Annotated in this window: 22 protein-coding genes and 1 tRNA gene; 10 read left to right on the top strand and 13 right to left on the bottom strand. The window is 66.5% G+C overall.

The annotated features are described in order from the left end of the window. The first annotated feature begins 301 nt into the window (after positions 1-301). The 5 genes from rimP to truB all read left to right on the top strand — a co-directional run bounded on the left by rimP (position 302) and on the right by truB (position 6,706). On the top strand, positions 302-790 hold the full coding sequence (rimP, locus tag MKD38_RS12155) for a ribosome maturation factor RimP (protein ID WP_018007726.1): 489 nt from the start codon (positions 302-304) through the stop codon (positions 788-790). Continuing rightward, positions 787-2,262 (top strand): transcription termination factor NusA, encoded by a 1,476-nt coding sequence (nusA, locus tag MKD38_RS12150; RefSeq protein ID WP_252677103.1) that lies wholly within the window; start codon positions 787-789, stop codon positions 2,260-2,262. The genes rimP and nusA overlap by 4 nt, the downstream gene beginning before the upstream one ends. Positions 2,263-2,352: 90 nt before the next feature. Beyond that, positions 2,353-5,244: a translation initiation factor IF-2 gene (gene infB / locus MKD38_RS12145; RefSeq protein WP_252677101.1), complete on the top strand. Its 2,892-nt coding sequence runs from the start codon at positions 2,353-2,355 to the stop codon at positions 5,242-5,244. A gap of 60 nt (positions 5,245-5,304) precedes the next feature. Then, positions 5,305-5,676 (top strand): 30S ribosome-binding factor RbfA, encoded by a 372-nt coding sequence (gene rbfA, locus MKD38_RS12140; protein WP_092309110.1) that lies wholly within the window; start codon positions 5,305-5,307, stop codon positions 5,674-5,676. Positions 5,677-5,758: 82 nt separating this feature from the next. Then, positions 5,759-6,706, top strand: a complete 948-nt coding sequence (truB, locus tag MKD38_RS12135; protein ID WP_252677099.1) for a tRNA pseudouridine(55) synthase TruB — start codon at positions 5,759-5,761, stop codon at positions 6,704-6,706. Positions 6,707-6,749: 43 nt separating this feature from the next. On the opposite strand, the gene MKD38_RS12130 is transcribed toward truB, so the two are convergent. The 9 genes from MKD38_RS12130 to MKD38_RS12090 form a co-directional block, all read right to left on the bottom strand. Further along, positions 6,750-7,742 (bottom strand): Bug family tripartite tricarboxylate transporter substrate binding protein, encoded by a 993-nt coding sequence (locus MKD38_RS12130; protein ID WP_252677205.1) that lies wholly within the window; start codon positions 7,740-7,742, stop codon positions 6,750-6,752. Positions 7,743-7,823: 81 nt separating this feature from the next. Beyond that, positions 7,824-8,531, bottom strand: coding sequence for an AroM family protein (locus MKD38_RS12125; protein ID WP_252677097.1), 708 nt, complete (start codon positions 8,529-8,531; stop codon positions 7,824-7,826). Further along, a complete protein-coding gene (locus MKD38_RS12120; protein ID WP_252677095.1) occupies positions 8,528-9,451 on the bottom strand; it encodes a DUF1177 domain-containing protein in 924 nt (307 codons plus the stop codon). The genes MKD38_RS12125 and MKD38_RS12120 overlap by 4 nt, the downstream gene beginning before the upstream one ends. A gap of 42 nt (positions 9,452-9,493) precedes the next feature. Beyond that, entirely contained in the window at positions 9,494-10,210 is a 717-nt protein-coding gene (gene pepE / locus MKD38_RS12115; protein ID WP_252677093.1) for a dipeptidase PepE, read from the bottom strand. Positions 10,211-10,230: 20 nt separating this feature from the next. Further along, the gene (locus MKD38_RS12110) at positions 10,231-11,019 is read right to left on the bottom strand and encodes an IclR family transcriptional regulator (RefSeq protein WP_252677091.1); all 789 of its coding nucleotides are present in this window, start codon (positions 11,017-11,019) and stop codon (positions 10,231-10,233) included. Between the two features lie 177 nt (positions 11,020-11,196). Further along, complete coding sequence (locus MKD38_RS12105) at positions 11,197-12,819, bottom strand: DHA2 family efflux MFS transporter permease subunit (RefSeq protein WP_252677089.1); 1,623 nt, start codon at positions 12,817-12,819, stop codon at positions 11,197-11,199. A 2-nt stretch (positions 12,820-12,821) separates the two neighbouring features. Continuing rightward, a complete protein-coding gene (locus MKD38_RS12100; RefSeq protein WP_252677087.1) occupies positions 12,822-14,081 on the bottom strand; it encodes an HlyD family secretion protein in 1,260 nt (419 codons plus the stop codon). 44 nt (positions 14,082-14,125) lie between these two features. After that, positions 14,126-15,670 carry an AdeC/AdeK/OprM family multidrug efflux complex outer membrane factor gene (locus tag MKD38_RS12095; protein WP_252677085.1) on the bottom strand — a complete coding sequence of 515 codons (1,545 nt, stop codon included), beginning with the start codon at positions 15,668-15,670 and terminating at the stop codon, positions 14,126-14,128. A gap of 109 nt (positions 15,671-15,779) precedes the next feature. Beyond that, positions 15,780-16,262 (bottom strand): MarR family winged helix-turn-helix transcriptional regulator, encoded by a 483-nt coding sequence (locus MKD38_RS12090; RefSeq protein ID WP_252677083.1) that lies wholly within the window; start codon positions 16,260-16,262, stop codon positions 15,780-15,782. Between the two features lie 213 nt (positions 16,263-16,475). Here MKD38_RS12090 and typA point away from each other — a divergent pair, with 213 nt between their 5' ends. After that, on the top strand, positions 16,476-18,296 hold the full coding sequence (typA, locus tag MKD38_RS12085; RefSeq protein WP_115703553.1) for a translational GTPase TypA: 1,821 nt from the start codon (positions 16,476-16,478) through the stop codon (positions 18,294-18,296). A 54-nt stretch (positions 18,297-18,350) separates the two neighbouring features. On the opposite strand, the gene MKD38_RS12080 is transcribed toward typA, so the two are convergent. Continuing rightward, positions 18,351-19,214 (bottom strand): sterol desaturase family protein, encoded by an 864-nt coding sequence (locus tag MKD38_RS12080; RefSeq protein WP_252677081.1) that lies wholly within the window; start codon positions 19,212-19,214, stop codon positions 18,351-18,353. A 252-nt stretch (positions 19,215-19,466) separates the two neighbouring features. Between MKD38_RS12080 and MKD38_RS12075 the strand changes: the two genes are divergently transcribed. The 3 genes from MKD38_RS12075 (at position 19,467) to MKD38_RS12065 (ending at position 22,930) form a co-directional block, all read left to right on the top strand. Beyond that, positions 19,467-21,047, top strand: a complete 1,581-nt coding sequence (locus MKD38_RS12075; RefSeq protein ID WP_252677079.1) for a methyl-accepting chemotaxis protein — start codon at positions 19,467-19,469, stop codon at positions 21,045-21,047. Positions 21,048-21,152: 105 nt separating this feature from the next. After that, positions 21,153-22,241, top strand: coding sequence for an enoyl-CoA hydratase/isomerase family protein (locus MKD38_RS12070; RefSeq protein ID WP_252677077.1), 1,089 nt, complete (start codon positions 21,153-21,155; stop codon positions 22,239-22,241). Between the two features lie 128 nt (positions 22,242-22,369). Then, positions 22,370-22,930: an NADPH-dependent FMN reductase gene (locus MKD38_RS12065; protein ID WP_252677076.1), complete on the top strand. Its 561-nt coding sequence runs from the start codon at positions 22,370-22,372 to the stop codon at positions 22,928-22,930. Between the two features lie 82 nt (positions 22,931-23,012). Here the strand turns inward: MKD38_RS12065 and MKD38_RS12060 are convergent. Both MKD38_RS12060 and MKD38_RS12055 read right to left on the bottom strand, forming a co-directional pair. Beyond that, a tRNA-His gene (locus tag MKD38_RS12060) sits at positions 23,013-23,088 on the bottom strand. Between the two features lie 102 nt (positions 23,089-23,190). After that, positions 23,191-23,469, bottom strand: coding sequence for a hypothetical protein (locus MKD38_RS12055; RefSeq protein ID WP_252677075.1), 279 nt, complete (start codon positions 23,467-23,469; stop codon positions 23,191-23,193). A gap of 345 nt (positions 23,470-23,814) precedes the next feature. Between MKD38_RS12055 and MKD38_RS12050 the strand changes: the two genes are divergently transcribed. Then, entirely contained in the window at positions 23,815-23,970 is a 156-nt protein-coding gene (locus MKD38_RS12050; protein WP_252677073.1) for a hypothetical protein, read from the top strand. A gap of 479 nt (positions 23,971-24,449) precedes the next feature. On the opposite strand, the gene dusA is transcribed toward MKD38_RS12050, so the two are convergent. Continuing rightward, on the bottom strand, positions 24,450-25,463 hold the full coding sequence (dusA, locus tag MKD38_RS12045) for a tRNA dihydrouridine(20/20a) synthase DusA (RefSeq protein WP_252677071.1): 1,014 nt from the start codon (positions 25,461-25,463) through the stop codon (positions 24,450-24,452). Positions 25,464-25,685: the final 222 nt, after the last annotated feature.

Genomic DNA, 25,685 nt, shown 5'->3' with positions numbered 1-25,685 from the left:
CGCTGTATGCGGCGCACGGCGGGCGGAACGCCTGCCGGCGCCGCATGCGGCCGGCGGTAATGTCTGGCTTTTGCCTTTTCGACATAATCCGCGTATAATTCAAGTCTATTCAAAAAGCCATCCTCGTCCGAGGATGGGCGAATGATGGGCATTGCGCCCATTTTTTTTTGGTTCGCCCGTTTTTCGGTGCTTCCGCCTGCGCGGAAGGGGTGGCGGACAGGCAGCGCTGCAGCAGGGTCGTCCCGGACGGCACCGGCGGGTTTGCCTGCCACGGTGTTGATGGCCATTACTCGGGATAACAGTGCATCTGGCAGATTTGATCGAAACCACCCTAAGCGGCATGGGATATGAGCTGGTCGAGCTCGAGCGTGCCCCGGCCGGATTGCTGCGTGTCTATATCGATCAGCCTGAAACCGGCATTGCCATCGAGGATTGCGAAAAGGTGAGCCGCCAGCTCACCCACGTGTTTACGGTCGAGAACGTCGACTATGAACGCCTCGAGGTCTCGTCGCCGGGATTGGACCGGCCGCTGAAGAAGCTGGCCGACTTCATCCGCTTTGCCGGCGCGGAGGCGCGCGTGACGCTGCGCCTGCCCGTCAACGGACAGAAGAACTTCACCGGCATCCTGCGCGAGCCCACCGGCGCCGCGGGCGAAGAGAAGATCGGCCTGGAGTTCGAGGGCAAGGATGGCCCGGCGCTGCTGGAATTTGCCGTATCCGATGTCGACAAGGCACGCCTGGTGCCGGTGATCGACTTCAAAGGAAATCAAAGAAAAGGGAACAAGCAATGAGCCGCGAAGTTCTGTTGCTCGTCGATGCGCTTGCGCGTGAGAAGAACGTCGACAAGGATGTGGTATTCGGTGCCCTGGAGGCGGCGCTCGCCTCGGCCACCAAGAAGCGTTTCGAGGAAGACGTGGATATCCGTGTCGCGATCGATCGCGAGTCGGGCGAGCATGAAACCTTCCGCCGCTGGCTGGTCGTTCCCGATGAGCTGGGTCTGCAGGAGCCGGACAAGCAGATCCTGCTGTTCGAGGCCCGCGAGGAAAACGCCGGCATCGAGCTGGGCGACTATATCGAGCAGCAGATCGAATCGGTCGAGTTCGGCCGCATCGGCGCGCAGGCCGCCAAGCAGGTGATCCTGCAGCGCATCCGCGATGCCGAGCGCGAGCAGATCCTGAACGACTACCTCGATCGCGGCGAGAAGATCATGACCGGCACGGTCAAGCGCGCCGACAAGAAGGGCCTGATCGTCGAGTCCGGCCGCGTCGAAGCGCTGCTGGCCCGCGACCAGATCATCCCGAAGGAAAACCTGCGCACCGGCGACCGTGTGCGCGCCTATATCCTGAATGTGGACCGCGCCGCGCGCGGCCCGCAGATCGAGCTGTCGCGCACCGCCCCTGACTTCCTGATCAAGCTCTTCGAGAACGAAGTGCCGGAAATGGAGCAGGGCCTGCTGGAGATCAAGGCGGCTGCCCGCGACCCGGGCGTGCGTGCCAAGATCGCCGTGGTGGCGCACGACAAGCGCATCGACCCGATCGGCACCTGCGTGGGCGTGCGCGGCACGCGCGTCACCGCGGTGCGCAACGAGATCGGCGGCGAGGCGGTGGACATCGTGCTGTGGTCGGAAGACCCGGCGCAGTTCGTGATCGGCGCGCTGGCACCTGCGCAAGTGCAGTCGATCGTGGTCGATGAAGAGAAGCACAGCATGGACGTGGTGGTCGACGAGGAAAACCTCGCCGTCTCGATCGGCCGCAGCGGTCAGAACGTGCGCCTGGCGTCCGAGCTGACCGGCTGGCAGATCAACATCATGACGCAGGAAGAATCGGCGCAGAAGCAGGCCGAAGAGAGCGATGTCGTGCGCAAGCTGTTCATGTCCAAGCTGGACGTGGATGAGGAAGTCGCGGACATCCTGATCGAGGAAGGCTTCTCCACGCTGGAAGAAGTGGCTTATGTCCCCATCAGTGAAATGATGGAGATCGAGGCCTTTGACGAAGACACCGTCAACGAGCTGCGCAATCGCGCGCGTGATGCGCTCCTGACGATGGAACTGGCCCGGGAAGAAAAGGTGGAAGAGGTGTCGCAGGACCTGCGCTCGCTCGACGGCCTCAACCCGGAACTGATCGGCAAGCTGGCCGAAGGCGATATCCATACGCGTGACGACCTGGCCGAACTGGCCGTGGACGAGCTGGTTGAGATGACCGGTGTCAGCGAGGAAGAAGCCAAGTCGCTGATCATGAAAGCACGGGAACATTGGTTCAACTGAGGGACACGCCCCTGGCCGCTGAAACCGGGCAGGGCGCGCTTTCCGCAACAATTTGTCCCGACGTAGAAACCAAGCATTGAAAGGGTTTGAATGGCAAGCACAACAGTTGCCCAACTGGCCGCAGAACTGAGTCGCAGCGCAGCTGCCCTGCTGGAACAATTGCAGGCGGCTGGGGTGGGCAAAGCGACGCCAGAAGACATCATCACGGAATCGGATAAGACCAGGCTGCTGGACTATCTGAAGCGCTCGCACGGCCAGGCCGACGACAGCGCCCGCAAGAAGATCACACTGACCAAGCGCGAAACCTCCGAGATCCGCCAGTCGGACGCCACCGGCAAGACCCGCACGGTCCAGGTGGAAGTGCGCAAGAAGCGCGTGCTGATCAAGCGCGACGACGCTGCGCCGGAACCGCAGGCCGATGGCGCCGAGGCCCAGGCCCAGGTCGTCGACGCCGCCGAGGAGGCGCGCCGCGAAGCGGAAGAGCGCCGCCAGGCCGAACAGCTGGCGCGCCAGGAAGCCGAGGCCAAGGCTGCCCGCGAGGCTGCCGAACGCGAGGAAGCCGAGCGCCGCGCCCGCCAGGAGGCACTCGAGGCCGAACAGCGCCGCCAGGCCGAACTCGCTGCCCGCAAGGCCGAGGAAGAAGCTGCCGCGTCGCGCGCCGTGACCGAAGCCAACGAGGACGCCTCGCGCAAGAAGGCCGAGGACGAGAGGGCCCGCGTCACCGCCGAACGCGCCGAGGCGCAGAAGGCCGCCGACGAGGCCAAGGCTGCCGCGGACAAGGCCCGCGCCGAGCAGGAAGTCGCCGCGCGCAAGCGCCGCGAAGCTGCCGAAGCCGAGGCCCGTGCGATCCAGCAGATGCTGAACGCGCCGGCACGCGTGCTGAAGGCGCCGTCCGAGCGCAAGGCCGAGGAAAAGAAGGCCGAGCAGACCGGTACGCTGCACAAGCCGGTCAAGCCGGCCGGCACCGAAGCCAAGCCGGGCGAGAAAAAGCCGGTTACCGCTACCGCCACCACCACCACTGACAAGAAGGGCAAGGTCGTCAAGACCGGCACTTCGTCGACGTGGCAGGACGAAGGCAGCCGCAAGAAGGGCAGCGGCCTGAAGACGCGCGGCGATTCGTCGGGCGGCGTGGGCGGCTGGCGCGGTGGCCCGCGCGGCCGTGGCGGCCGCCAGCAGCAGCATGACGACGGCCGCAGCAACTTCCAGGCGCCGACCGAACCGGTGGTGCGCGAAGTGCACGTGCCGGAAACCATCTCGGTGGCCGACCTGGCCCACAAGATGGCGGTGAAGGCATCCGAGGTCATCAAGCAGATGATGAAGCTCGGCCAGATGGTGACGATCAACCAGGTGCTGGACCAGGAAACCGCCATGATCGTGGTGGAAGAAATGGGCCACAAGGCGTACGCCGCCAAGCTGGACGATCCGGAAGCGCTGCTGGTGGTCGACGGCGAAGAGCACGAGGACGCCGAACTGCTGCCCCGTCCGCCGGTGGTGACCGTGATGGGTCACGTCGACCACGGCAAGACCTCGCTGCTGGACTACATCCGCCGCACCAAGGTGGCCGCGGGCGAAGCCGGCGGCATTACGCAGCATATCGGTGCCTACCATGTGGAAACCGACCGCGGCGTGATCACCTTCCTGGATACCCCGGGTCACGAGGCCTTCACGGCGATGCGTGCCCGCGGTGCCAAGGCCACCGACATCGTGATCCTGGTGGTCGCGGCCGACGACGGCGTGATGCCGCAGACCAAGGAAGCGATCGCGCACGCCAAGGCTGCCGGCGTGCCGATCGTGGTGGCGATCAACAAGGTCGACAAGCCCGAAGCCAACCCGGACCGCGTCAAGCAGGAACTGGTGGCCGAGCAGGTGGTGCCGGAAGAATACGGCGGCGATTCGCCGTTCGTGCCGGTGTCCGCCAAGACCGGCGCCGGTGTCGAAGACCTGCTGGAGCAGGTGTCGCTGCAGGCCGAAGTGCTGGAACTGAAGGCACCGGTGGACGCCCCGGCCAAGGGCCTGGTGGTGGAAGCCCAGCTCGACAAGGGCAAGGGCCCGATCGCCACCATCCTGGTCAGCAGCGGCACGCTCAAGCGTGGCGATGTGGTGCTGGCTGGCAGCGCTTACGGCCGCGTGCGCGCCATGCTGGATGAGAACGGCAAGGCCACCAAGGAAGCCGGCCCGTCGATCCCGGTGGAAATCCAGGGTCTGTCGGAAGTGCCCGCCGCCGGCGAGGAAGTGCTGGTACTGCCGGACGAGCGCAAGGCGCGCGAAATCGCGCTGTTCCGCCAGGGCAAGTTCCGCGATGTGAAGCTGGCCAAGCAACAGGCCGCCAAGCTCGAGAACATGCTGGAGCAGATGGCCGAAGGCGAAGTCCAGACGCTGCCGCTGATCGTCAAGGCGGACGTGCAGGGCTCGCAGGAAGCGCTGGTGCAGTCGCTGCAGAAGCTGTCGACCGCCGAGGTGCGGGTGCAGATCGTGCACGGCGGCGTGGGTGGCATCTCCGAATCCGACGTCAACCTGGCGACGGCCTCGAAGGCGGTCATCATCGGCTTCAACGTGCGTGCCGATGCGGGCGCGCGCAAGCTGGCCGAGCACAACGGCATCGATATCCGCTACTACAACATCATTTACGATGCGGTAGACGAGATCAAGGCGGCGATGTCGGGCATGCTGGCGCCGGAGAAGCGCGAAACCACTACCGGCACGGTCGAGGTGCGCCAGGTGTTCCGCGTGCCGAAGGTCGGCGCGGTGGCCGGCTGTATGGTCACCGACGGCGTGGTCAAGCGCAATTCGCTGGTGCGCGTGCTGCGCAACAACGTGGTCATCCACGACGGCGAGCTGGATTCGCTCAAGCGCTTCAAGGACGACGTCAAGGAAGTCAAGCAAGGCTTCGAGTGCGGTCTGTCGATCAAGAACTTCAACGATGTTCAGGAAGGCGACCAGCTCGAGGTGTACGAAATCACAGAGGTGGCGCGCACGCTGTAAGGCGTCGCAAGCAACGGCAGGCTTCGGCCTGCCGTTGTCATCTCGACCAGACTGTATTGCATGGCCAAGAAAGGCAATATCTCCTCCCGCAATCTCCGCATCTCCGACCAGATCCAGAAGGACCTGGCCGAGATGATCCAGCGCGAACTGCGCGACCCGCGCCTCGGCCTGGTCACGCTGCAGTCCGTCACGCTGACCCCCGACTACGCGCACGCCAAGGTGTACTTCACCGTGCTGGGCGCCGAAGCGGCCGAAGCCGAAGCCATCCTGAACGAGAAGGCCGGCTACCTGCACTCGCTGCTGTTCAAGCGCCTGCACATCCATACGGTGCCGACGCTGCATTTCCATCACGATACCTCGGTCGAACACGCGATCGAGATGTCCCGGCTGATCAACGAAGCGAACGCCACGCGTTCGAAAGACGAAGACTGATGCCGGCGCCCATGCCGACTGGCATGGGCTATCCCGGCGCGGTCGCCGCGCGTTCCGCATCGCCGCCTTCCGCTTGTTCCCGATGACCGATTCCAACGCCAACCGTCCGCCGCGCCTGCCGCGCCGCGAGGTCCATGGTGTGCTGCTGCTCGACAAGCCGCTGGGGCTGTCGTCCAACGACGCGCTGGTGCGCGCCAAGCGCCTGTTGCGCGCGGCCAAGGCCGGCCATACCGGCACGCTCGATCCGCTCGCCACGGGGCTGCTGCCGCTGTGCTTTGGCGAAGCCACCAAGTTTTCGCAGGACCTGCTGGAAGCGGACAAGACCTATGACGCCGAAGTGCGACTGGGCGCGCGCTCCAGCACCGGCGACGCCGAAGGCGAACTGCTCGACGTGCGCGCGGTCACCTGTGACCGTGCCGCGGTGGAGCAGGCGCTGGCAAATTTCATGGGCGAGATCGAGCAGGTGCCGCCGATGCATTCGGCGTTGAAGAAGGACGGCCGTCCGCTGTACGAATACGCGCGCGCCGGCCAGACCGTCGAGCGCGCCGCGCGCCGCGTCACCCTCCGTTCGATTGCATTGCTGGACTGCGCCTTGCCCGATGCCCCCTCGTTCACCATGCGGGTGACGTGCAGCAAGGGCACCTATATCCGCACGCTGGCCGAGGACATCGGCGAAGCGCTGGGTTGCGGCGCGCACCTGACCGGACTGCGCCGCATCGCCGTGGGCGATCTGACCCTCGACGGCGCGGTGACGCTGGCACAAATCGAAGAGCAGGACGATGCGCAGCGCCCGGCCATGCTGGCGCCGGTGGATGCCCTGCTGCAGAAATGCGTGCCGGTGCAGCTGGATGCGGCGGCGGCGGGGCGCTTCCTGCAGGGCCAGCGCATCGCCCAGCGCGACCTGCCGGCCGGCACCATGCTGGCCGAGGAAAGCCTGGCGCGGGTCTATGCCGGCGAGCCGGTGCGGCTGCTGGGCGTGGCACGCATGCGCGAAGGCGCGTTGCGGCCGGAGCGGCTGGTCAAGCTGTGATGTGCCGGAGGGCGGCACCAACGTAGCCGCCGCCCGACAGCCATTATTCCAGCGTGACCTTGGCGGTCTTGATCACGTCGGCCCACATCTTGCGGTCCTGCGCGAGGAACCCCGCAAAGTGCTCGGGCGTGTCGCCCACGGGCTCGGAGCCGAACTCGGCCATCTTCTTCCTGACTTCCGGATTCGCCAGCGCCTTGACCAGAGCCTGGTTGTAGCGGGCCACGATCGCCTTCGGCAGGTCCTTCGGCCCGAAGATGCCTTGCCAGGTCGGCATGTTGAAGTCCTTCAGGCCGCTCTCGGCCAGCGTCGGCACTTCCGGCAGCAACGGCGAGCGCTTGCTGCCCGTGACCGCCAGCGCCTTGACCTTGCCGCTCTTGGCTAGCGCCGCGGCGGTGGTGATGTTATCGACCGTCATGGCGATATGGCCGCCCATCAGGTCCGTGATCACCGGGGTTGCGCCCTTGTACGGCGCATGCACCATGTCGATGCCGAGGCGGTGCAGCATGGTCTCGGCGATCAGGTGGTTCGAGGTGCCGACACCAGCGGTGCCATAGGTGACCTGCGGCGTCTTTTTGACGTACGTGGCGAAGTCGGCCATGGTCTTGACCGGCAGGGCCGGGTTGACGATCACGACATTGGGCTGCGTCGCCAGCATGGCGATGGGGGTGAAGTCATCCGCCTTGTACGGCGTGCCCTTGGGATTGAGCACGTGGGTCACCGCCATCGCACCCGCGGCGCCCATGCCGATGGTGTAGCCGTCGGCCGGCGCCTTGGCCAGCTTGTCCGCCGCGATATTGCCGCCCGCGCCGGGCACGTTTTCCACCACCACCGGCACGCCCAGGCTTTCCGACAGCGGCGCCTGCACCAGCCGCGCCAGCAGGTCGGCCGAGCCGCCGGGGGCAAAGCCCACCAGCAGGCGCACCGGCTTTGCCGGCTTCCATTCCTGCGCCTGCGCGGCGGGGGCCATCGCGGCGGCCAGACCGATCCACATCATGCCGCTTGCCAGCGGCTTCCTCCACTTTGCTACCTTTTCCATGCCTTCCAGCTCCAGCAGTGTCATGGGCAATCTGTCAGCGGGCTTGCCCTTACCCGGAATGCCTTGGTGGCGTGCGCGGCATCAAGCCGTCGCGCCAGCCAGTACCTGTCCCAGCAGCCGTGCCACCATGCGGTTCGACAGCAGCACCGGAGCCCCCGCATGGCGCGCCACCATGGCGCGCATGGCTTCGGTGTAGCCCATGCAGTGCATCACCACCAGGTCGCAGCCGCGCAGCGCCGCGCCCGCCTGCGCAAAGCGGCCGGTATCGCTCTCGGCGCTATCGGCATAGGGGGATGCATGCGTGACGCGCAGCTCGCAGGGCACCGGCTGGATCAGGTGAAAGCCGCTCACCTGCGCCTCCAGCGGCAGCACGATGCCGAGCCGCTTGCAGCCCTGCGCCAGCGCCACGGTCAGGTGGTCCACCACCTGCTGGGGCTCCAGCACCAGCGTTTGCATCGGCGGCAGCGCGGTGCCGGTGCACAGCGGCACCAGTGCGTCGAAGCGGCCGTCGTCGAGCGAGGTCATCAGCCGGGCCAGCATGGTCTCGGCCACCGGCTTGCCCATCACCGCCTGCGTGCCGTCGCGCAGGCGGCTGGCGAAGCGGTACTCGCCTGCGGCGGGCGCCAGCGCGGCGATCTCGTGGGGCCCCAGTGCGTCCAGGATGCCGAATTCTTCGACTTCGGCCGGCAGGCCCAGCTCGGCCATCATCTGCGGCACCACGTCGGTCCGCGGCGACTGCCCGATGGTGACGAAGGCCACGCGCGGGGGGCGAGGGGCGGCCATAGTCATGCCTCGGCCCCCACGGTCTGCAGGTGCGCGAGCGAGCCGTAGCGCCGCTGCAGCTCGGCCCATTCCTCGGCATCGTAGAAGGCGCACTGGCCCTGGCCGAACTGCTTGGCGACCTCGATGCAGAAGCGCGTCGCCACATCGATGTCGAAGGCGTTGGTGACGCCGGTGGCGCATCCCGGCACGGTGGTCTGCGCGGTCAGTGCCACGCCCACCACCGGCGCCGCGGTGACGATGGCGGGCTGCATGATCGAATTGACATGCCACAGGCCATTCTCATACGGGGTGATGTCCTGCGTGGTCAGCGGCAGCACCATCGGCAGCTCGCCGCTGACCCAGCCCATCAGGTCCAGCATCCGCTCCGGCAGGCGCAGCAGCCAGCCTTCCTTGGCCACCGGCGTCAGCGCCACGCCGCGGCGGTTGACGAAGCGGTTGCCGCGCGTGGTGTCGACCGACAGGATCGCCGCCATGTCGGGATGCACCTCGTGCGACATCATCGTGCGCATCGCGAAGGGCGATTTCATCATCGGCACCGGCTGGTGCGGCCGTGTGGCGGCGTGCGGGCAGATGTGGGTATGGATCCGCACCGGGCCGGCCAGCACATCGCCGCTGGCGGCCATGTCGGCCAGCTTGAGCGCGGTGGCGACGGCGACGATGGCGCCGTCGGCATCCGACACCAGGCCGGTCACGGCAGGGCGTGCGCCGACGCCGCCGAGGCGGCCGACCACGCCCAGCGCGGGCGCATCGGGGTTGCGGCCGGGCAGGGTGCAGGCGAGGAAGTCGGTGTAGAGGCCGTTCTCTTCCACACGCGTCACCGTGACGTCGCGGATGCCGCGGGCGCGCAGCAAGGTGGCGACGGCTGCGCCGTCGACATTGGCTGCGGACAGCAGCTCGATCGATTCAATCACCTGCTTGATGGACATCTTGCTTGGGGTTCCTTGCTTGCGTTACGGAATGGCGATGGGTCAGGGGGCAGCGGCACAGGCCGGCACGGACAATGCCCCGGGGGCGACGTCCGCGATCTGCTGGCCAAGGAACCAGCGGGCGCGATGCGCGCCGCCCATCTCCATGCGATTGCCCGAGACGCGCACCCAGTTGCCTTCGGGCAAGCCTAGCACCGGCGTCTGCGGCTGCAGCACCGTGAACTCGGCCAGCCGCTGGTCGCGCGTTTCGCCGCGGAAGCCGGGCACCACCAGATTGAAGTAGTGCGGGTTGATCTGGAACGGCACCAGCCCGAGCGCGTCGAGGCCGCCCGGGTCGGCAACCGGCATGTCGTTGGTGGTGCGGATGGTCGGGCAGGCGACATTGGTGCCGGCGCTCCAGCCGATATAGCGTGCGGCGCCCGCGGCCACCTGGCGCGCGATCACGGGCAGCAGGCCGCGCTCGCGCAGGCATTGCAGCAGACGGAAGGTGTTGCCGCCGCCGATGACGATTAGTTCGGCCGCTGCCACCGCCCGCACGCAGTCGGCATCGGAGAGCCGGTGTGGCGATTGCGCTGCGATGCCGGCCGGGGCCAGTGCGTCGCGCCCCAGCGCTTCGTAGCTGTCCCAGTCGCGCGTGACGCCGGCGAACGGCAGGAAGCAGGCACGGGTGCGCCCGCCGGCCAGTTCGCGGATCGCGTCGTGGGCATGCACGAGATAGCCCGCGTCGCTGGAGGAGTTGCTGAGTAACAGGAGTTCCATGGGTCTGAACTGCGGGATGACTAGTTGGCGGCGGTGTCGCCGGGATGGAGCCAGAGCGGATCGCCGAGGCGCTGCCCGAGCGGCGCCACCGCCTGCACCAGGGTTTCGCGCAGCGCGCGCGCCTGGGCCTGGCTGACCTGCATCGCGGTGAAGGACAGGCACAGTCCGCGCACGTCGCCCGAGAGCGGGTCCGCCAGGGTGGTGGCAACGGCACCGATGCCCGGCATGCCTTCGTTGACCGCGATGGCGCTGCGCTCGGCGCGGGCCGTGGCGACGCGCTCGCGCAGCTCGGCTACGGTGGCGGGACATCCGACCGGTGCGTCGGGCAGCTTGCGGGCGCCGGTGGCGCCGTAGCGCGCGCTGAATTCGGTCTCAGGCAGGCGCGACAGCAGCACGCGGCCCATGGCCGTGGTGAAGGCCGGGCGGCGCGCGCCCGGCGGCGACAGCACCTGCACCGGGTTGCTGCCGTTCAGGCGCTGCAGCACCACGGTGTCGGTGCCATCGAGCATCGACAGGTAGGCCGTGAAGCCGGTCGAATCGGACAAGCCGGCGAGGATCTCGCGGCACTGGTCGTCAAAGGGGTGCGCCTGCGTGGCCGCCTGCGCCGCGCGGATCACCAGTGCGCCGGGGCGATAGCGGCGCGTCGACGGCTGCAACTCCAGCAGCCGGTAGCGCACCATCTGGGCGAGCAGGCGCGACGCCGAGCTCTTGGCCAGCCCCAGCTCATCCAGCACATCGTTGAACGTGATCTCGTGGCGGCCGTGCCCGAACAGGTCCAGCACGCCCTCCACGCCTTCAAGAATGCTCACTCCGCTTCTCCACCTACGTTCATTGCTTGGGTTCCGTTTTTCGGAACCATGGTTCCATAATTCGGTTGGCAAATCATAGGGCGATGGGGGCCGGAGCACAAGGGGAAATTTCCCTTGCCGGATACGGGCAAAAAAAATGGCCCCGAACCGGGGCCATTCCATGCATCGCTGGTGTGCTCAATGCGCCGCCATTGCGTCCGCCGAGCCGTCACCGCCGCCCCTGGCCGGCCGCGTCAGCCAGACAAAGCCGATCAGCGCGAAGAACAGCACGCCCGAGATCCAGAAGATGTCGTTGGCGCCGAGCATGGCGGCCTGCTGGGTGATATTGCGCTCGATCACGCCGACCGCCTGTGCCTGGCTCATGCCCATCTGCATCAGGTGGTTGAGCTGGGCGTGGTAGGCCGGGTTGTACGGGTTGACGTGCTCGACCAGTTGCGCGTGGTGCAGCGCCGAGCGGTTCTCCCAGACGGTGGTCGAGACCGACGCGCCGATGCCGCCGAAGGTGATCCGCACGAAATTCGACAGGCCCGAGGCGGCGGGGATCTTTTCCGGCGGCTGCCCTGACAGGATGATCGAAGTCAGCGGGATGAAGAACATCGCCATGGCCGCGCCCTGGATCAAGGTGGGCACCATCAGCGTCCAGGTATCGACCTGCGTGGTGAAGCCCGCGCGCATCAGGCTGACGATGCCGAAGGTGATAAAGGCCGCGGTGGCCACCCAGCGTGCATCCATCTTCGGCAGGTTGCGCCCGATCACCGGCGACAGCAGGATTGCGAAAATGCCGACCGGCGCCATCACGATGCCCGCGTCGGTCGCGGTATAGCCGACGATGGTCTGCAGCCATAGCGGCAGGATCACCAGGTTGCCGAAGAACAGCCCGTACGCCACCGAGATCGCGACCACGCCGGAACTGAAGTTGCGGCCCTTGAACAGGCTGATGTCGACAATGGGATGCTTCTCATAGGTTTCCCAGGCGAGGAAGAACAGGAAGCCGACGATCGCCACCAGGGTCAGCACCACGATCTCGGTCGAGTGGAACCAGTCCAGCTCCTTGCCCTTGTCCAGCATCAGCTGCATCGAGCCCACCCAGATCACTAGCAGCGCCAGGCCGATGCGGTCGATCGGCAGCACCTTGGTGGGGCTCTCGCGGTCCTTGTAGATGGCCCAGGTGGCGTAGGCGGTGACGATGCCTACCGGCACGTTGATGTAGAAGATCCACGGCCAGGTCATGTTGTCCGAGATCCAGCCGCCCAGCAGCGGGCCCATGATCGGTGCCACCAGCGTGGTCATGCCCCATAGCGCGAGCGCCATGGTGCTCTTCGCGGGCGGATAGCTCGACAACAGCAGTGACTGCGACAGCGGGATCATCGGCCCGGCCACTGCCCCCTGCAGCACGCGCGCAGCCAGCAGCGTCTCCAGGTTGGGCGCGACGCCGCACAGCCACGACGCCAGCACGAACAGCAGGATCGAGGTGATGAACAGCCGCACCGCGCCGAAGCGCGTGGTCAGCCAGCCGGTCAGCGGCACCGAGATCGCATTGGCCACCGCGAACGAGGTGATGACCCAGGTGCCCTGGTTCGGCGCCACGCCCAGGTCGCCGGAGATCGCCGGGATCGACACGTTGGCGATCGACGAGTCCAGCACGTTCATGAACGTGGCCAGCGACAACGCGATGGTGCCGAGCACCAGCTTGCCGCCGGTCAGCGGCTGCGGCTGCTGCGGCAGGGCCCGCGCCGGCGCCGGGCCGGCGCCTGGCTGCGCCCCGGGCGCGGCCGGTGCGGCGGAGGGGGAGGTGGCCATGATCAGGTATTGGCGGGCTTGGCGGACTTGGCGACCTTGGCGTGAGCGGCGCTGGCCGAGGACAGGCCGGTGCCGCGGCCGCCGTTGTTGGCGGCGATGATGCGCGCGATCAGCTGGTCGGCATCCTGCGCCACCTTGTCATAGACGTCGGTCTGCATCGGCCTGGCCGGCGCGGCGGCGGCCATGGCGGCGCCTTCCTCGCGGCGCACGTCGACCTTGACCGTCATCGACAGGCCCACGCGCAGCGGATGGTCCTTGAGTTGCTGCGGGTCCAGCGCGATGCGCACCGGCAGGCGCTGCACCACCTTGATCCAGTTGCCGGTGGCGTTCTGCGCCGGCAGCAGCGAAAACGCCGAGCCGGTGCCGGCCGAGAAGCCCGCGACCTTGCCGCGATATTCGACCTTGGAGCCATAGACGTCGGCTTCCAGCGTCACGGGCTGGCCGATGCGCATATGCGTGATCTGCACTTCCTTGAAGTTGGCGTCGACCCAGACCTGGTCCAGCGGCACCACCGCCATCAGCGGCGCGCCGGCGGCGACGCGCTGGCCGACCTGCACCGAACGCTTGGCGACGTAGCCGGTCACCGGCGCCGGCAGCGCCGAACGCGCGAACGACAGGTAGGCCGAGCGCAGGTTGGCGGCGGCGCGCTGCACGTTGGGGTGGTTGTCGACCGTGGTCTGGTCGGTCAGCACCTGGTTCGATGCCAGCTGCTCGCGCGCGGCCAGCAGCGCCGACTCGGCGCCCTTGAGCGCGGCTTGCGCGTGCGAGATCTCTTCATTCGACACCGCGCCCGAGCCGGCAATGGCCTGGCGCCGGCGCAGGTCGTCGCGCGCCTTGGCCAGGTCGGCCTCGCGCAGCGCCACGTTGGCGGCGAGCGAGCCGTTGTTGACGTACAGCGTGCGCACTTCGCGCACGGCCTGGGCGAGCTGGGCCTCGGCTTGTTCCAGCGCCACCTGCGTGTCGGCGCGGTCGAGCTGGATCAGCGGCTGGCCGGCGGTGACCAGCTGGGTGTCGTCGGCGGCGATCGATACCACCGTGCCGGCCACCAGCGGCGTGACCTGGACCACGTTGCCGGCGACATAGGCGTCGTCGGTGCTTTCGAAATGGCGTGCATACAGCCCCCAGTACACGCCGTAGCCGATGCCGGCGACCACGATCGCGGCGCTCAGCGACAGCAGCATGCGCTTGCGCTTGCCGTTGGATGGGGTGGCCGTGGCTTGCTGGGGGGTGTTGGTGCCGGCCGCTTGCTGGTTGTTGCTCATGATGTCTTCTGGATAATCTTGTCTGCGTTCACCGGGTGCGCGGATCAGCCGCGGGCGCCCGCCTGGGTGTGGTCCGGCTGCCGTGCCTGGCCATGCGCCACGCTCTCATGGCCTTCGGCAGGCTCCTGGTAGCCGCCGCCGAGCGCCTTCATCAGGCCCATCTGCAGGTCCAGCCGCCGCGCCCTCAGGTCGGTCGCCAGGCGGCGTTGCTGCAGCACGTTGCTTTCCGCGTTGAGCACGGTCAGTTGCGTGCCGAGCCCGGCCTTGTAGCGCGTGGTGGCCAGCGCGTAGGCGTGCTCGGCCAGGTCCAGCGCTTCGCGCTGGGTCTGGATCTGCTTGTCGACGCTGCGGATGCTGGTCATGGTGTCGGCGGTCTCGCGCAGCGCATCGACCAGCGCCTGGTTGTAGTTGGCCACGGCGATGTCGTAGCCGGCGTACTTGCCCTTCAGGTTGGCGCGCAGCCTGCCGCCCTCGAAGATCGGCAGGCGCACGGTCGGACCGATGCCGAAGGTGCGGCTGATGCCCATCAGCAGGTTCGAAGGATCGAGCGCGGCCACGCCGGCAAAGGCGGTCAGGCTGACGTCGGGCAGGAATTCCTTCCTGGCGACGTTGATGTCTTTGGACGCCGCCTCGACGCGCCAGCGCGCCGCCACCAGGTCGGGGCGGCGGCCCAGCAGCCCGATGGTCAGGTCGTCGGGCAGGGTGGGCGTGGCCTGGGCCAGCAATACCGGCGGCTGGATCTGCAGGCCGCGGTCCGGGCCCTTGCCCAGCAGCGCGGCAAGCTGGTTGCGGGCCAGCGCGATCTCTTCTTCGACGCGCTGCAGGTCGGTCTGCGATGCGGCCACAGTGCCGCGTGCCTGCGTGGTCTCAACCTGGGTGTCGAGGCCGGCGGCCAGCCTCTGGCGCGACAGCTCGGTCAGGTCGCGGCGCTGCGCGATGGCGCGCTCGGCGACGTCGCGCTGGGCATACAGTGCGGCCAGGCGGGCGTAGTTGCGCGCGATCGAGGTCGCCAGGATCAGGCGCGAGGCCTGGCTTTCGGCCTCGGCGGCGCGGTCATCCGACAGCGCGGCTTCGAGCGCATCGCGGTTCTTGCCCCAGAAGTCGAAGTCATAGGACAGGCCCACCTGCAGGCGCGACTGGTTCTGCCACGAGCCCGCCAGCGGCGTGCCTTCGAACAGATCTTTCTCGGAGAAGCGCTGGCGGATCAGGCTGCCTTCGAACTCCAGGTGCGGGTAGAGCGCGCTGCGTGTGGCCTCGGCCATGGCGCGCGACGCTTCCACGCGGGCAAAGGCGGCCTGCAGGCTGGGATTGTCCTTGACCGCTTCGTCGACCAGCGCGCTCAGCTGCGGGTCCTTGAACTGGTCGACCCAGTTCTGCGTGGGCCATTGCCCGTGTTCGCCGGGCAGGGTTTGCGAGGTGGCCATCGCGGCCGGGTCGGCCATGGTCTGGGTGCTGTGCGAATTGCCAAGCGCCGCACAGCCGGCCAGCGCCGCGGCCGCGATCGCGGTCAGCGCCAGCGTGCCGGCGCGGCGCGCCAGCTTGCGGGAGCTGGCAGGCCGGTTAAATCGGAATGGAAGAACTGGTTTCATGGTGTTGCTCCGTGGCGGAGCCATACGGTGACTACGGGCTGCTGACGGTATCCGGCCGGGCTGGCCGACGCGGACGATCTGGTGTGCCGGAAGTCCGGCGCGCAGCCTGCTACCCGCTGTTGTCGATGACCCGCCGCAGCATGCTGCGCAGCAGCTGGATCTCCGCCTCGGAGAAACCGCGAAAGTGATGCGCCAGGACCTTGCAGAAGATCGCCGGCAGTTGCTGCACCAGTTGCTGGCCCTGCGGCGTCACCGACAGGTCGACCACGCGGCGGTCGGCATCGCGACGGCGGCGCTCGATCAGTCCGCGCTTTTCCATGCGGCTGAGCAGCCGCGTGACCGAGCCCATGTCGGTGTTCAGTTCGCGGCCCAGATCAGTAACGGTCGAGGCGCGGCCGGTGGCCAGCATCATCAGGCAACTGGCCTGGGCCTGGGTGATGTCCAGGCTGCTCACCTCCTGCTCGACGCCGTGCGCCAGCATGTTCTTGGCGCGCTGCATCAGATAGCCGACGCTGTCGCACATCTGGTACTGGGCGGGATCGAACGGACTGGCCGTGGCAGCGGGTGGAGCGGAAGAAGGTGCTTGTGACATCTTTGCCTTTGCAATCTTTGCTGAGGCAAATATATGTTCACGTTTAACGATCCGCAAGAAAGGAAATTGGTCATTGCGAAATCCGCAAATATTTTCCCTATGCCGGGGGCGGTTCCGGTCAACGCTTCTTGCGCCGCAACATGCTAGAATGCTGGGTTACCTCAGATTCTCCGGCCCTCCTTGCGAGGGCCCCGTTCTTAGCGAGACGCAGCAATGACCCGCGCCATCCGAAATATCGCCATCATCGCCCACGTCGATCATGGCAAGACCACCCTGGTCGACCAGCTCCTGCGCCAGGCAGGCACCTTCCGCGACAACCAGCAAGTCGCCGAACGGGTGATGGACTCGAACGACCTGGAAAAGGAACGCGGGATCACGATTCTCGCGAAGAACTGTGCCGTCGAATACAACGGCACCCATATCAATATCGTCGACACCCCGGGCCACGCCGACTTCGGCGGTGAAGTGGAGCGCGTGCTGTCGATGGTCGACGGCGTGCTGCTGCTGGTCGACGCGGTCGAGGGCCCGATGCCGCAGACCCGCTTCGTCACGCGCAAGGCGCTGGCGCTGGGCCTGAAGCCGATCGTGGTGATCAACAAGATCGACCGCCCGGGCGCGCGCCCGGACTGGGTCATCAACCAGACCTTCGACCTGTTCGACAAGCTCGGCGCGACCGACGAGCAGCTCGACTTCCCGGTGATCTACGCCTCGGGCCTGAACGGCTACGCCGGCCTGACCGAAGACGTGCGCGACGGCGACATGAAGCCGCTGTTCGAGACCGTGCTCGACAAGGTGCCGGTGCGTGACGACGACCGCGACGGTCCGCTGCAGCTGCAGATCATCTCGCTGGACTACTCCAGCTACGTCGGCAAGATCGGCGTGGGCCGCATCTCGCGTGGCCGTGCCCGTCCGCTGCAGGACGTGGTGGTCAAGTTTGGCCCGGAAGGCAACCCGATCAAGGGCCGCATCAACCAGGTGCTGAAGTTCCAGGGCCTGGAGCGCGAAATCGTGCAGGAAGCCGAAGCCGGCGACATCGTGCTGATCAACGGCATCGAAGAACTGGGCATCGGCTGCACCGTGTGCGCGCCCGAGGCCCAGGACGCGCTGCCGATGCTGAAGGTGGACGAGCCGACGCTGACCATGAACTTCTGCGTCAACACCTCGCCGCTGGCCGGCCGTGAAGGCAAGTTCGTCACCAGCCGCCAGCTGCGCGAGCGGCTGGACCGCGAACTGAAGTCCAACGTGGCGCTGCGCGTGGCCGATACCGGCGACGACACCATCTTCGAAGTGTCGGGCCGCGGCGAACTGCACCTGACCATCCTGCTGGAAAACATGCGCCGCGAGGGCTACGAGCTGGCCGTGTCGCGTCCGCGCGTGGTGTTCAAGGAAATCGACGGCGTCAAGTGCGAGCCGTATGAGCTGCTGACCGTTGACGTCGAAGACAGCCACCAGGGCGGCATCATGGAAGAGCTGGGTCGCCGCAAGGGCGAACTGCTCGACATGGCGTCGGACGGCAAGGGCCGCACGCGTCTGGAATACCGCATCCCGGCCCGCGGCCTGATCGGCTTCCAGGGCGAGTTCCTGACGCTGACGCGCGGCACCGGCCTGATCAGCCATATCTTCGACGACTATGCGCCGGTGCGCGAAGGCGGCCTGGGCGAGCGCCACAACGGCGTGCTGATCTCGCAGGACGACGGCGACGCCGTGGCCTACGCACTGTGGAAGCTGCAGGACCGCGGCCGCATGTTCGTCAAGCCGGGCGATGCGCTGTACGAAGGCATGATCATCGGCATCCACAGCCGCGACAACGACCTGGTCGTGAACCCGATCAAGGGCAAGCAGCTGACCAACGTGCGCGCGTCGGGTACCGACGAAGCCGTGCGCCTGGTGCCGCCGATCCAGATGTCGCTCGAATACGCGGTGGAATTCATCGCCGACGACGAACTGGTCGAGCTGACGCCCAAGAGCATTCGCCTGCGCAAGCGCCATCTGAAGGAGCACGAACGCAAGCGTGCATCCCGCGAAGGCGCGTAAGCGCCTGAGCGTTGAAGCTGGTCACAAAAAACCGCGCCTGCCAGGCGCGGTTTTTTATTGCGTGCCCGGCAGCGTCGCCGGCACGGCGGCGCGCGGGCTGCGCCATTCCGGCGGCTTCCACAGATAGCGCAGGTCGCGGTCACGCCACGCATCGGCAAACATGTCGCGCCATTCGTGGAAGGTCAGCATCAGCGGATCATGGCTGCGCACCTGGCGTGTAATGCCATAGAGCGGGGCCTCGCGCTCGGGGACGAAGGTGCCGAACAGGCGGTCCCAGACCGTCAGCACGCCGGCATAGTTGCGGTCGATGTACTGCGGGTTCTTCGCGTGGTGGACGCGATGGACCGAAGGCGTGTTCAGCAGCCGCTCGACCAGCGGCCAGCGCTGCCCCAGCCGCGTATGGACGAAGAACTGGAAGCCCAGGTTCAGGCCCACGGCCAGGATCACCCAGTCCGGCGGGAAGCCGATATACGCCAGCGGGATCCAGAACAGCCACATGCCGGACAGCGGATACGTCAGGCTCTGCCGGAACGCGGTCGAGAAATTCATGCCCTCCGACGAATGATGCGTCACGTGCGAGGCCCACAGCCAGCGCACCCGATGGCTGGCGCGATGGAACCAGTAGTAGAGGAAGTCCTGCAGCAACAGCAGCAGCGCGAATGACCACAGCGTCGGCGGCATCGCCTGCAGGCCGTGCTGGTAGCACCACGTATAGACGGTGCGGACCATCAGCCATAGGAAGAACGCGTCCGAGGCCTGGTGCATCAGCGCCAGCGCGGCGTTGGAGAGCGTATCGCGCAGGCTGTAGACGGCCGGGTCGCGGCGCGCCCAGTACCACGCTTCGGCGCCGATGGTCAGCACGAAGACCGGCGCGAAGGCCAGCAGCACGAGTCCGGGATCGAGCGATGCGGTGTTCATCCCGGCAGTGTGCCTGTTCGCCACGAAATTGCCACGAGGGCTTCCTCCAAACGGTGGCGCTGGGCGCCTGGTGGGTCGGAGTGGGCCGCTTCCGCCACTTGATGGCGATGATGTACTGCCACGCAATTCTGTCACGCGTGTGAAGGCGATCAATACGGGTAAAGGATGCGGCGCCGGCGCCGTAGTTGGACAGGGCAGCGGCGCGGCGCGCCGCCTTCATTCAGTTTCCTCATTCCTCCCGGAGCCTCATCCATGTTCAGGAACACGACCATCGGCGCCAGATTGTGGTTTCTCACTATCGTCATTAATTTGTTGTTGCTGATTGTCGGTGCCGTCGGCTGGCTTGGCATGTCGCGCAGCAACGAGGCCACGCACCAGATCTACGGGCAGCAGCTGTCGGCCGCGGTCAACCTGGCCGAGGCGCGTTCGAACCAGTTACTGGTGCGCGTGCTGCTGGACCAGGCCACCTTTGCCGCCGATCCGGCCGACGCCAAGGCACGCGCCGCGACCGCGGAAGGCTTTGCGCGCGATTCGGAGCAGGCCTGGAAGGCCTATCTCGCGTTGCCGCGTTCGGCCGACGAAGCGAAGGTGGTCGAAGACGTTACCGCCAAGCGCGATGCCCTGTTCAGGCAGGGTGTCGCGCCCATGATCGCCGCGCTGCATGCCGGCGATCGCGACGGCGTGATGAAGGCGGTGCTGGAAACCATCCCGCAGCTCGATATCGCCTTCACCGCCGTCAACACCGAGCTGAACAAGCTGCAGGTGGCCAGCGCGAAGCAGGTCTACGAGGCCTCGCAGCAGCGCTACCGCAACCTGTTCACGCTGTCCGTGTGCGTGCTGGCCGCGGGACTGGTGTTCAGCACCGTGGTGGCGTGGCGCCTGCGCCGTTCGATCGTGCAGCCGCTGGATACGGCGATTGCGCGCTTCGAAAGGATTGCCGGTGGCGACCTGAGCGTAGCCGCGAGCGGCGGCGTAGTGGGGGCCGGCGAAGCGTTGGCCGATGAAGCGGCGCGCAACGAGACCGCGCGCATGCTCGGCATGCTGGGCCGGATGCAGGCCAGCCTGGTGGCGATGGTGGGCGATGTGCGCGGCGGTGCCGATTCGATCGCCGCGGCCAGCAAGCAGATTGCCAGCGGCAATGCCGACCTGTCGCAGCGCACCGAACAGCAGGCGGCGTCGCTGGAGGAAACCGCTTCGAGCATGGAGGAACTGACCAGCACCGTGCGCCAGAATGCCGACAGCGCGCGCGAGGCGCGCGCGCTCGCCAGCGATGCCGCCACCCTGGCCGGGCGCGGCAGCGATGCGGTGCTGCGCGTGGTCGATACCATGCAGTCGATCGACGCCAGCTCGGGCAAGATCGTCGACATCATCGACGTGATCGAGAAGATTGCGTTCCAGACCAATATCCTGGCGCTGAATGCCGCGGTGGAAGCCGCGCGTGCCGGCGAGCATGGCCGCGGCTTTGCCGTGGTGGCGGGCGACGTGCGCGACCTGGCGCAGCGCTGCGCCGGCGCCTCCAAGGAAATCCGTGCGCTGATCGGTGCGTCGGTGGCTAATGTGCGGGAAGGCTCGGGCCTCGTCGATGATGCCGGGCGCGCGATGCAGGATATCGTCGATGCGGTGCAGCGCGTCAGCGCCATCATTGGCGATATCAGCGCGGCGTCGGACGAGCAGTCCAACGGCATCGAGCAGGTCAACGTGGCGGTGTCGCAGATGGACAGCATGACGCAGCAGAATGCGGCGCTGGTGGAGCAGGCTGCGGCCGCCGCGGCATCGCTGGAAGAGCAGGCGCAGCGGCTCACCTCGCTGGTGGCGACGTTCCGGCTGGCCTGAACGGGCAGGGCGCATGCGTGCCGGCATGCGCCGCAAGCTGCTCACGAGCGTGCGCTTGCCAAGGTGACTGGCGTAAAATTGCCAGTTGCATTGGAGGAGTACGACATGACTGAATTCGTCACGACCGAGGTCCGCGGTGGCATCGGATACCTGACGCTGAACCGTCCGCAGGCGCTCAACGCGCTGTCGCTGGACATGATCCGCGCCATCACGCAGGCGCTGCAGGACTGGGCCGCCGCGCCCGAGGTCACTGCCGTGGTGGTGGCCGGTGCTGGCGGCAAGGCCTTCTGCGCCGGCGGCGATATCCGCTATTTCCACCAGGCCGCGCATGCGGGCGATCCGCTGCTCGACCAGTTCTTCGTCGAGGAATACGCGCTCAATTTCCTGATCCACCGCTACGCCAAGCCCTATATCGCGTTGATGGATGGCGTGGTGATGGGCGGTGGCATGGGCATTTCGCAGGGGGCGCGACTGCGGCTGGTCACCGATCGCACCAGGATGGCCATGCCGGAAACGAATATCGGCCTGTTCCCGGATGTGGGCGGCGGCTGGTTCCTGGCGCGCACACCCGGACGCATCGGTGAATACCTGGGCCTGACCGGCGCCGTGATCCACGCCGCCGACGCCCTGTATGCCGGCCTGGCCGACGCCTACCTGCCGGGCAACCGCCTCGCGGAACTGGTCGATTCGCTGCGCGCGCAGCAGTTCGCCAGCGGCGATGCGGTGCTGGCGCATATCGAAACCTTCATTGCACCGCATCGCGCGGACTGCATGCCGGCGCAGAGCACGCTGGCCGGGCTGTCGGCGCAGATCGACCAGCTCTTCGCCGGCAACACCGCGCAGGACATCCTTGCCGCCGTCAGCGACGCCCCCGGCGACTGGGCCGCGCAGACCGCAGCCATGCTGCGCAGCCGTTCGCCGCTGATGCTGTGCGTGACGCTGGATCAGATCCGCCGCGCGCGCAACATGTCGCTGGAAGATGAACTGCGCATGGAGCTGGACATGATGTACTACGTGTTCCGCAAGGGCGACGGCGTCGAAGGCATTCGCGCGCTGGCGGTCGACAAGGACCACAAGCCGCGCTGGCAATACGCGCGGCTCGACGAAGTCAGCCGCGAGAAGGCGCAGTCGTTCTTCGACAGCCCGTGGCGCCAGGAGGAGCACCCATTGGCGGCACTGGGCAAGCATGCCTGACATCGTTGCACGGAACGCGCCGGCGCCGACTCGGGTAGAGTGACGGGCAGGGTCTGGTGCCCGCGCATGGCCATGCCGGGCGCGGACATCGCCTGTGCCAATCCGTCCACACCGTCAAAGGAGCCGTAATGAGTGATCCTCGTGATGTCGTTGTACTGGTGGGAAGCCTGCGCAAGGAGTCATACAACCGCAAGCTGGCCAAGGCGCTGATCGCGCTGGCGCCGGCGCAGCTCAGGCTGGAAATCGTCGAGATCGGCAGCCTGGAGCTGTACAACCAGGACCTCGACGACAAGCCGACCCAGGCCTGGACCGCATTCCGCGACCGTATCCGCCGCGCCGACGCCGTGCTGTTCGCCACGCCGGAATACAACCGCTCGGTGCCCGCGCCGTTGAAGAACGCTATCGACGTGGGTTCGCGCCCCTATGGCAGCAGCGTCTGGGACGGCAAGCCCGGCGCCATCATCAGCGCATCGCCGGGCGCCATCGGCGGCTTCGGCGCCAATCACCACCTGCGCCAGTCGCTGGTATTCCTGAATATCCCCATCCTGCAGCAACCGGAGGCGTATATCAGCGGCGTTGACAAGCTGTTCGACGAGCAGGGCGGGATTGGCAACGAGTCGACCAAGGGCTTCCTTGGCAAGTTCTTGACTGCGTTTGCGGCGTGGATCGAGCGGAACGCGCCACGCTGAGGGCCGCGCAGCGTCAGCTTCCGAAAGCCGCGACCGAAAAGTAAAACGGCGCCTGAATCAGGCGCCGTTTTGCAGGGAATTTTGGGGTGGCTGATGGGACTCGAACCCACGACGACAGGAATCACAATCCTGGACTCTACCAACTGAGCTACAGCCACCGTAGAGGTCATCAGCGAAGCGCTGATCGACGAAAAACAAGATTATACAAACAGATTTTCGAGATGGCTAGTATCCCGCACAAAAAATTTTGAGGGACATCGTTAGGACCGAGACGGGCTCCACTTGGCCTCGAGCAGCACCGCCTGCTTGATCGCCGCGATGGTTTCGGCTTCGGTATCGAACTGGCCCAGCAGCCGGCGCGACTTGCCGTTCAGCACGGCTTCCTGCAAGGCCTTGCCCGCGGCTTCCGAGGTGCCGGGGTGCCAGCAGTAGCGCGCGGTCCATTTGCCATCCTGGAGCTGCTCGGCCACCCAGATCACCCTGAAGTCTTCATAGACCACGCCGAACGGCGCTTCATTTTCCACGTTGTCTTTGTTCATGCTGCCTCCCTGCAGGCACGGCCGCATACCATGCCTGATCTCGCCTGGGGAGCGTGCGGAAATCGTATCACGGGTCCTGCATGACTTCTGATCACGCCCGCCAGCCAAATATGCTGCGCACAGCCCCTACCTCTGCAGGGTTCATGCGGCACGTGCCCGAAGCGATACTCGAGGCCGAGGGACATTGACCCCCCTCGACCTTCCCGTCAGGCGGCCCGCCCCATGGGCCGCCTGCCTCTTTTTCCTTCCTCCCGCAGCTGACGTTTCCATGCCGCACCATGCCTGCGATGGAACCTCTCGGCCACGCGCGAGCCCAACCGACGTGATCGACGCAGGGAACGGGCCATGCAGAACAAGTGTAGTTGGACGACAAGGATTCTTGCGGTGGCGGCACTGACGGCCTTGCTGGGCGGATGCGCCGCGGGCGGCGGTGCCGACGGCAGGGAATCGAGCATCACCACTTACGGCACGCTGGACATCGGCATCAGCCATACGCGATAGCCCCGGCGGTGCGGCCTCCAGCGGAATCCATTTTGCGTGGCCGATGGAACGCTTGTCCGGAAGGCTGGTCAAATCGGTTCGTCTAGGCGGTGCCGGGCGAGCGCGCAAAAAAAGAGTCCGCAGCGCGGACTCTTAACTTTAGCGATCTCAAATGCCCTGAAGGCCGTTGCACTGTAACTGCCATGCGGGCAATGCACCATTCGGGTAAACGAAGAGCGATGCCGCAAGCGCGAGATCGCCGACGAAAAAAAGCCCGCCGGAGCGGGCTAATAATCAGTTGAAGAAAGCCCTGTATTCGAGGGCAGGCACAGTGTAAGAAAGTGCCCTGCCTCAGCGAATTAGGGGAATCCCTTTCCGGACGCCGGCTTCCGGGCGATCCGGCATCTCATGTGCGGCGCGCGGAACCCGCGCGCCGCCATGCATATTTTCACGATTCGAAGTTAGAACGCGACCTCGGCACGGCACGTCGCCGTGCGCGCTTAGGCGGCCAGCGGCTCTTGTGCGTGCGGGCGCAGATGCGTGCGGGCTTCTTCGAACAGCGCCTCGACGTCGGCCCGCGTGCGCGCCGCATGCATACGCTTCGCATCGGACAGCACGCGGCGCCAGCCACGTCCGCCGGCGATGCCACGATGCAGTCCAAGCATGTGCCGCGTCACGGCACCCATATATCCGCCTTGCTCGACGAAGTCGCCGATATAACGCTGCATCGCCAGTTCGACCTCGAGTCGCGACGGCACCGGCGCACTGGTGTCGCCATAGAAGCGCGCGTCCATTTCCGCGAGGATATACGGCTGGTGATACGCCTCGCGTCCGATCATGACGCCGTCGACGTGCTCCAGATGAGCGGCGATTTCGTCATGGCTGACGATGCCGCCGTTGATCAGGATCTCGAGCTCCGGGAATTCGCGCTTGAGTTGGTACGCCACCTCATATCGCAGCGGCGGAATCTCGCGGTTTTCCTTCGGGCTCAGGCCCTTCAGGACCGCATTGCGCGCGTGCACGATAAACGTGCCGCAACCCGCCTGCGCCACCTTGCCGACAAAATCGCGAACGAAATCGTAGTGCTCGATCTTGTCGATGCCGATGCGATGCTTCACGGTTACCGCAATCTCCACTGCATCGCACATCGCCTTCACGCAGTCCGCCACCAGCTGCGGCTCCGCCATCAGGCAGGCACCGAAGGCGCCGCGCTGCACGCGCTCGGACGGGCAGCCGCAGTTCAGGTTGATTTCCGCATAACCCCACTGCTGGCCCAGCTTCGCCGCCATGGCGAGGTCGGCCGGCTCGCTGCCGCCCAACTGCAGCGCGACCGGATGCTCGGCCGCATTGAAATCGAGGTGGCGCGGCACGTCGCCATGCAGCAGCGCGCCGGTGGTCACCATCTCGGTATACAGCCAGGTGTGGCGGCTGAGCTGACGATGGAACATGCGGCAATGACGGTCGGTCCAGTCCATCATCGGCGCAACCGAAATGCGGCGGGGATTTACGTTCATGGAATACGGCAATTGGATGCGGGCCGGACGCGGCAGCGTCGGCAGACCCCAGAGACTGGCGCGGTGGCATATGCAGGTCACTGCACCCCGACAGGCGCCAGGCGCGGGGCGGGCCAGCAAGAAGACGTGAGTATAGGGTACCGCGCCAAGGTTTGCTGCGCCACGAAATAAGCGGAGCATGGCGCGTCGTGGTCGGGGAATTGCGCTGATCGCCGCGCGTAA

This window comes from Cupriavidus sp. WGlv3 (assembly GCF_023952475.1).
GTDB classification, from domain to species: domain Bacteria; phylum Pseudomonadota; class Gammaproteobacteria; order Burkholderiales; family Burkholderiaceae; genus Cupriavidus; species Cupriavidus phytorum.
Note: the sequence above shows the minus strand (reverse complement) of the source record. Positions and strands in the feature narration are given on the sequence as shown.

Bases quoted from the DNA above. Each gene is read 5' to 3' on its own strand.
- rbfA (WP_092309110.1), top strand. From the start codon at position 5,305: ATGGCCAAGAAAGGCAATATCTCCTCCCGCAATCTCCGCATCTCCGAC.
- dusA (WP_252677071.1), bottom strand. From the start codon at position 25,463: ATGAACGTAAATCCCCGCCGCATTTCGGTTGCGCCGATGATGGACTGG.
- typA (WP_115703553.1), top strand. From the start codon at position 16,476: ATGACCCGCGCCATCCGAAATATCGCCATCATCGCCCACGTCGATCAT.
- truB (WP_252677099.1), top strand. From the start codon at position 5,759: ATGACCGATTCCAACGCCAACCGTCCGCCGCGCCTGCCGCGCCGCGAG.
- MKD38_RS12070 (WP_252677077.1), top strand. From the start codon at position 21,153: ATGACTGAATTCGTCACGACCGAGGTCCGCGGTGGCATCGGATACCTG.
- MKD38_RS12050 (WP_252677073.1), top strand. From the start codon at position 23,815: ATGCAGAACAAGTGTAGTTGGACGACAAGGATTCTTGCGGTGGCGGCA.
- MKD38_RS12120 (WP_252677095.1), bottom strand. From the start codon at position 9,451: ATGTCCATCAAGCAGGTGATTGAATCGATCGAGCTGCTGTCCGCAGCC.
- MKD38_RS12100 (WP_252677087.1), bottom strand. From the start codon at position 14,081: ATGAGCAACAACCAGCAAGCGGCCGGCACCAACACCCCCCAGCAAGCC.
- nusA (WP_252677103.1), top strand. From the start codon at position 787: ATGAGCCGCGAAGTTCTGTTGCTCGTCGATGCGCTTGCGCGTGAGAAG.
- MKD38_RS12125 (WP_252677097.1), bottom strand. From the start codon at position 8,531: ATGACTATGGCCGCCCCTCGCCCCCCGCGCGTGGCCTTCGTCACCATC.
- MKD38_RS12065 (WP_252677076.1), top strand. From the start codon at position 22,370: ATGAGTGATCCTCGTGATGTCGTTGTACTGGTGGGAAGCCTGCGCAAG.
- MKD38_RS12075 (WP_252677079.1), top strand. From the start codon at position 19,467: ATGTTCAGGAACACGACCATCGGCGCCAGATTGTGGTTTCTCACTATC.
- MKD38_RS12130 (WP_252677205.1), bottom strand. From the start codon at position 7,742: ATGGAAAAGGTAGCAAAGTGGAGGAAGCCGCTGGCAAGCGGCATGATG.
- MKD38_RS12080 (WP_252677081.1), bottom strand. From the start codon at position 19,214: ATGAACACCGCATCGCTCGATCCCGGACTCGTGCTGCTGGCCTTCGCG.
- MKD38_RS12090 (WP_252677083.1), bottom strand. From the start codon at position 16,262: ATGTCACAAGCACCTTCTTCCGCTCCACCCGCTGCCACGGCCAGTCCG.
- pepE (WP_252677093.1), bottom strand. From the start codon at position 10,210: ATGGAACTCCTGTTACTCAGCAACTCCTCCAGCGACGCGGGCTATCTC.
- MKD38_RS12105 (WP_252677089.1), bottom strand. From the start codon at position 12,819: ATGGCCACCTCCCCCTCCGCCGCACCGGCCGCGCCCGGGGCGCAGCCA.
- MKD38_RS12095 (WP_252677085.1), bottom strand. From the start codon at position 15,670: ATGAAACCAGTTCTTCCATTCCGATTTAACCGGCCTGCCAGCTCCCGC.
- infB (WP_252677101.1), top strand. From the start codon at position 2,353: ATGGCAAGCACAACAGTTGCCCAACTGGCCGCAGAACTGAGTCGCAGC.
- MKD38_RS12055 (WP_252677075.1), bottom strand. From the start codon at position 23,469: ATGAACAAAGACAACGTGGAAAATGAAGCGCCGTTCGGCGTGGTCTAT.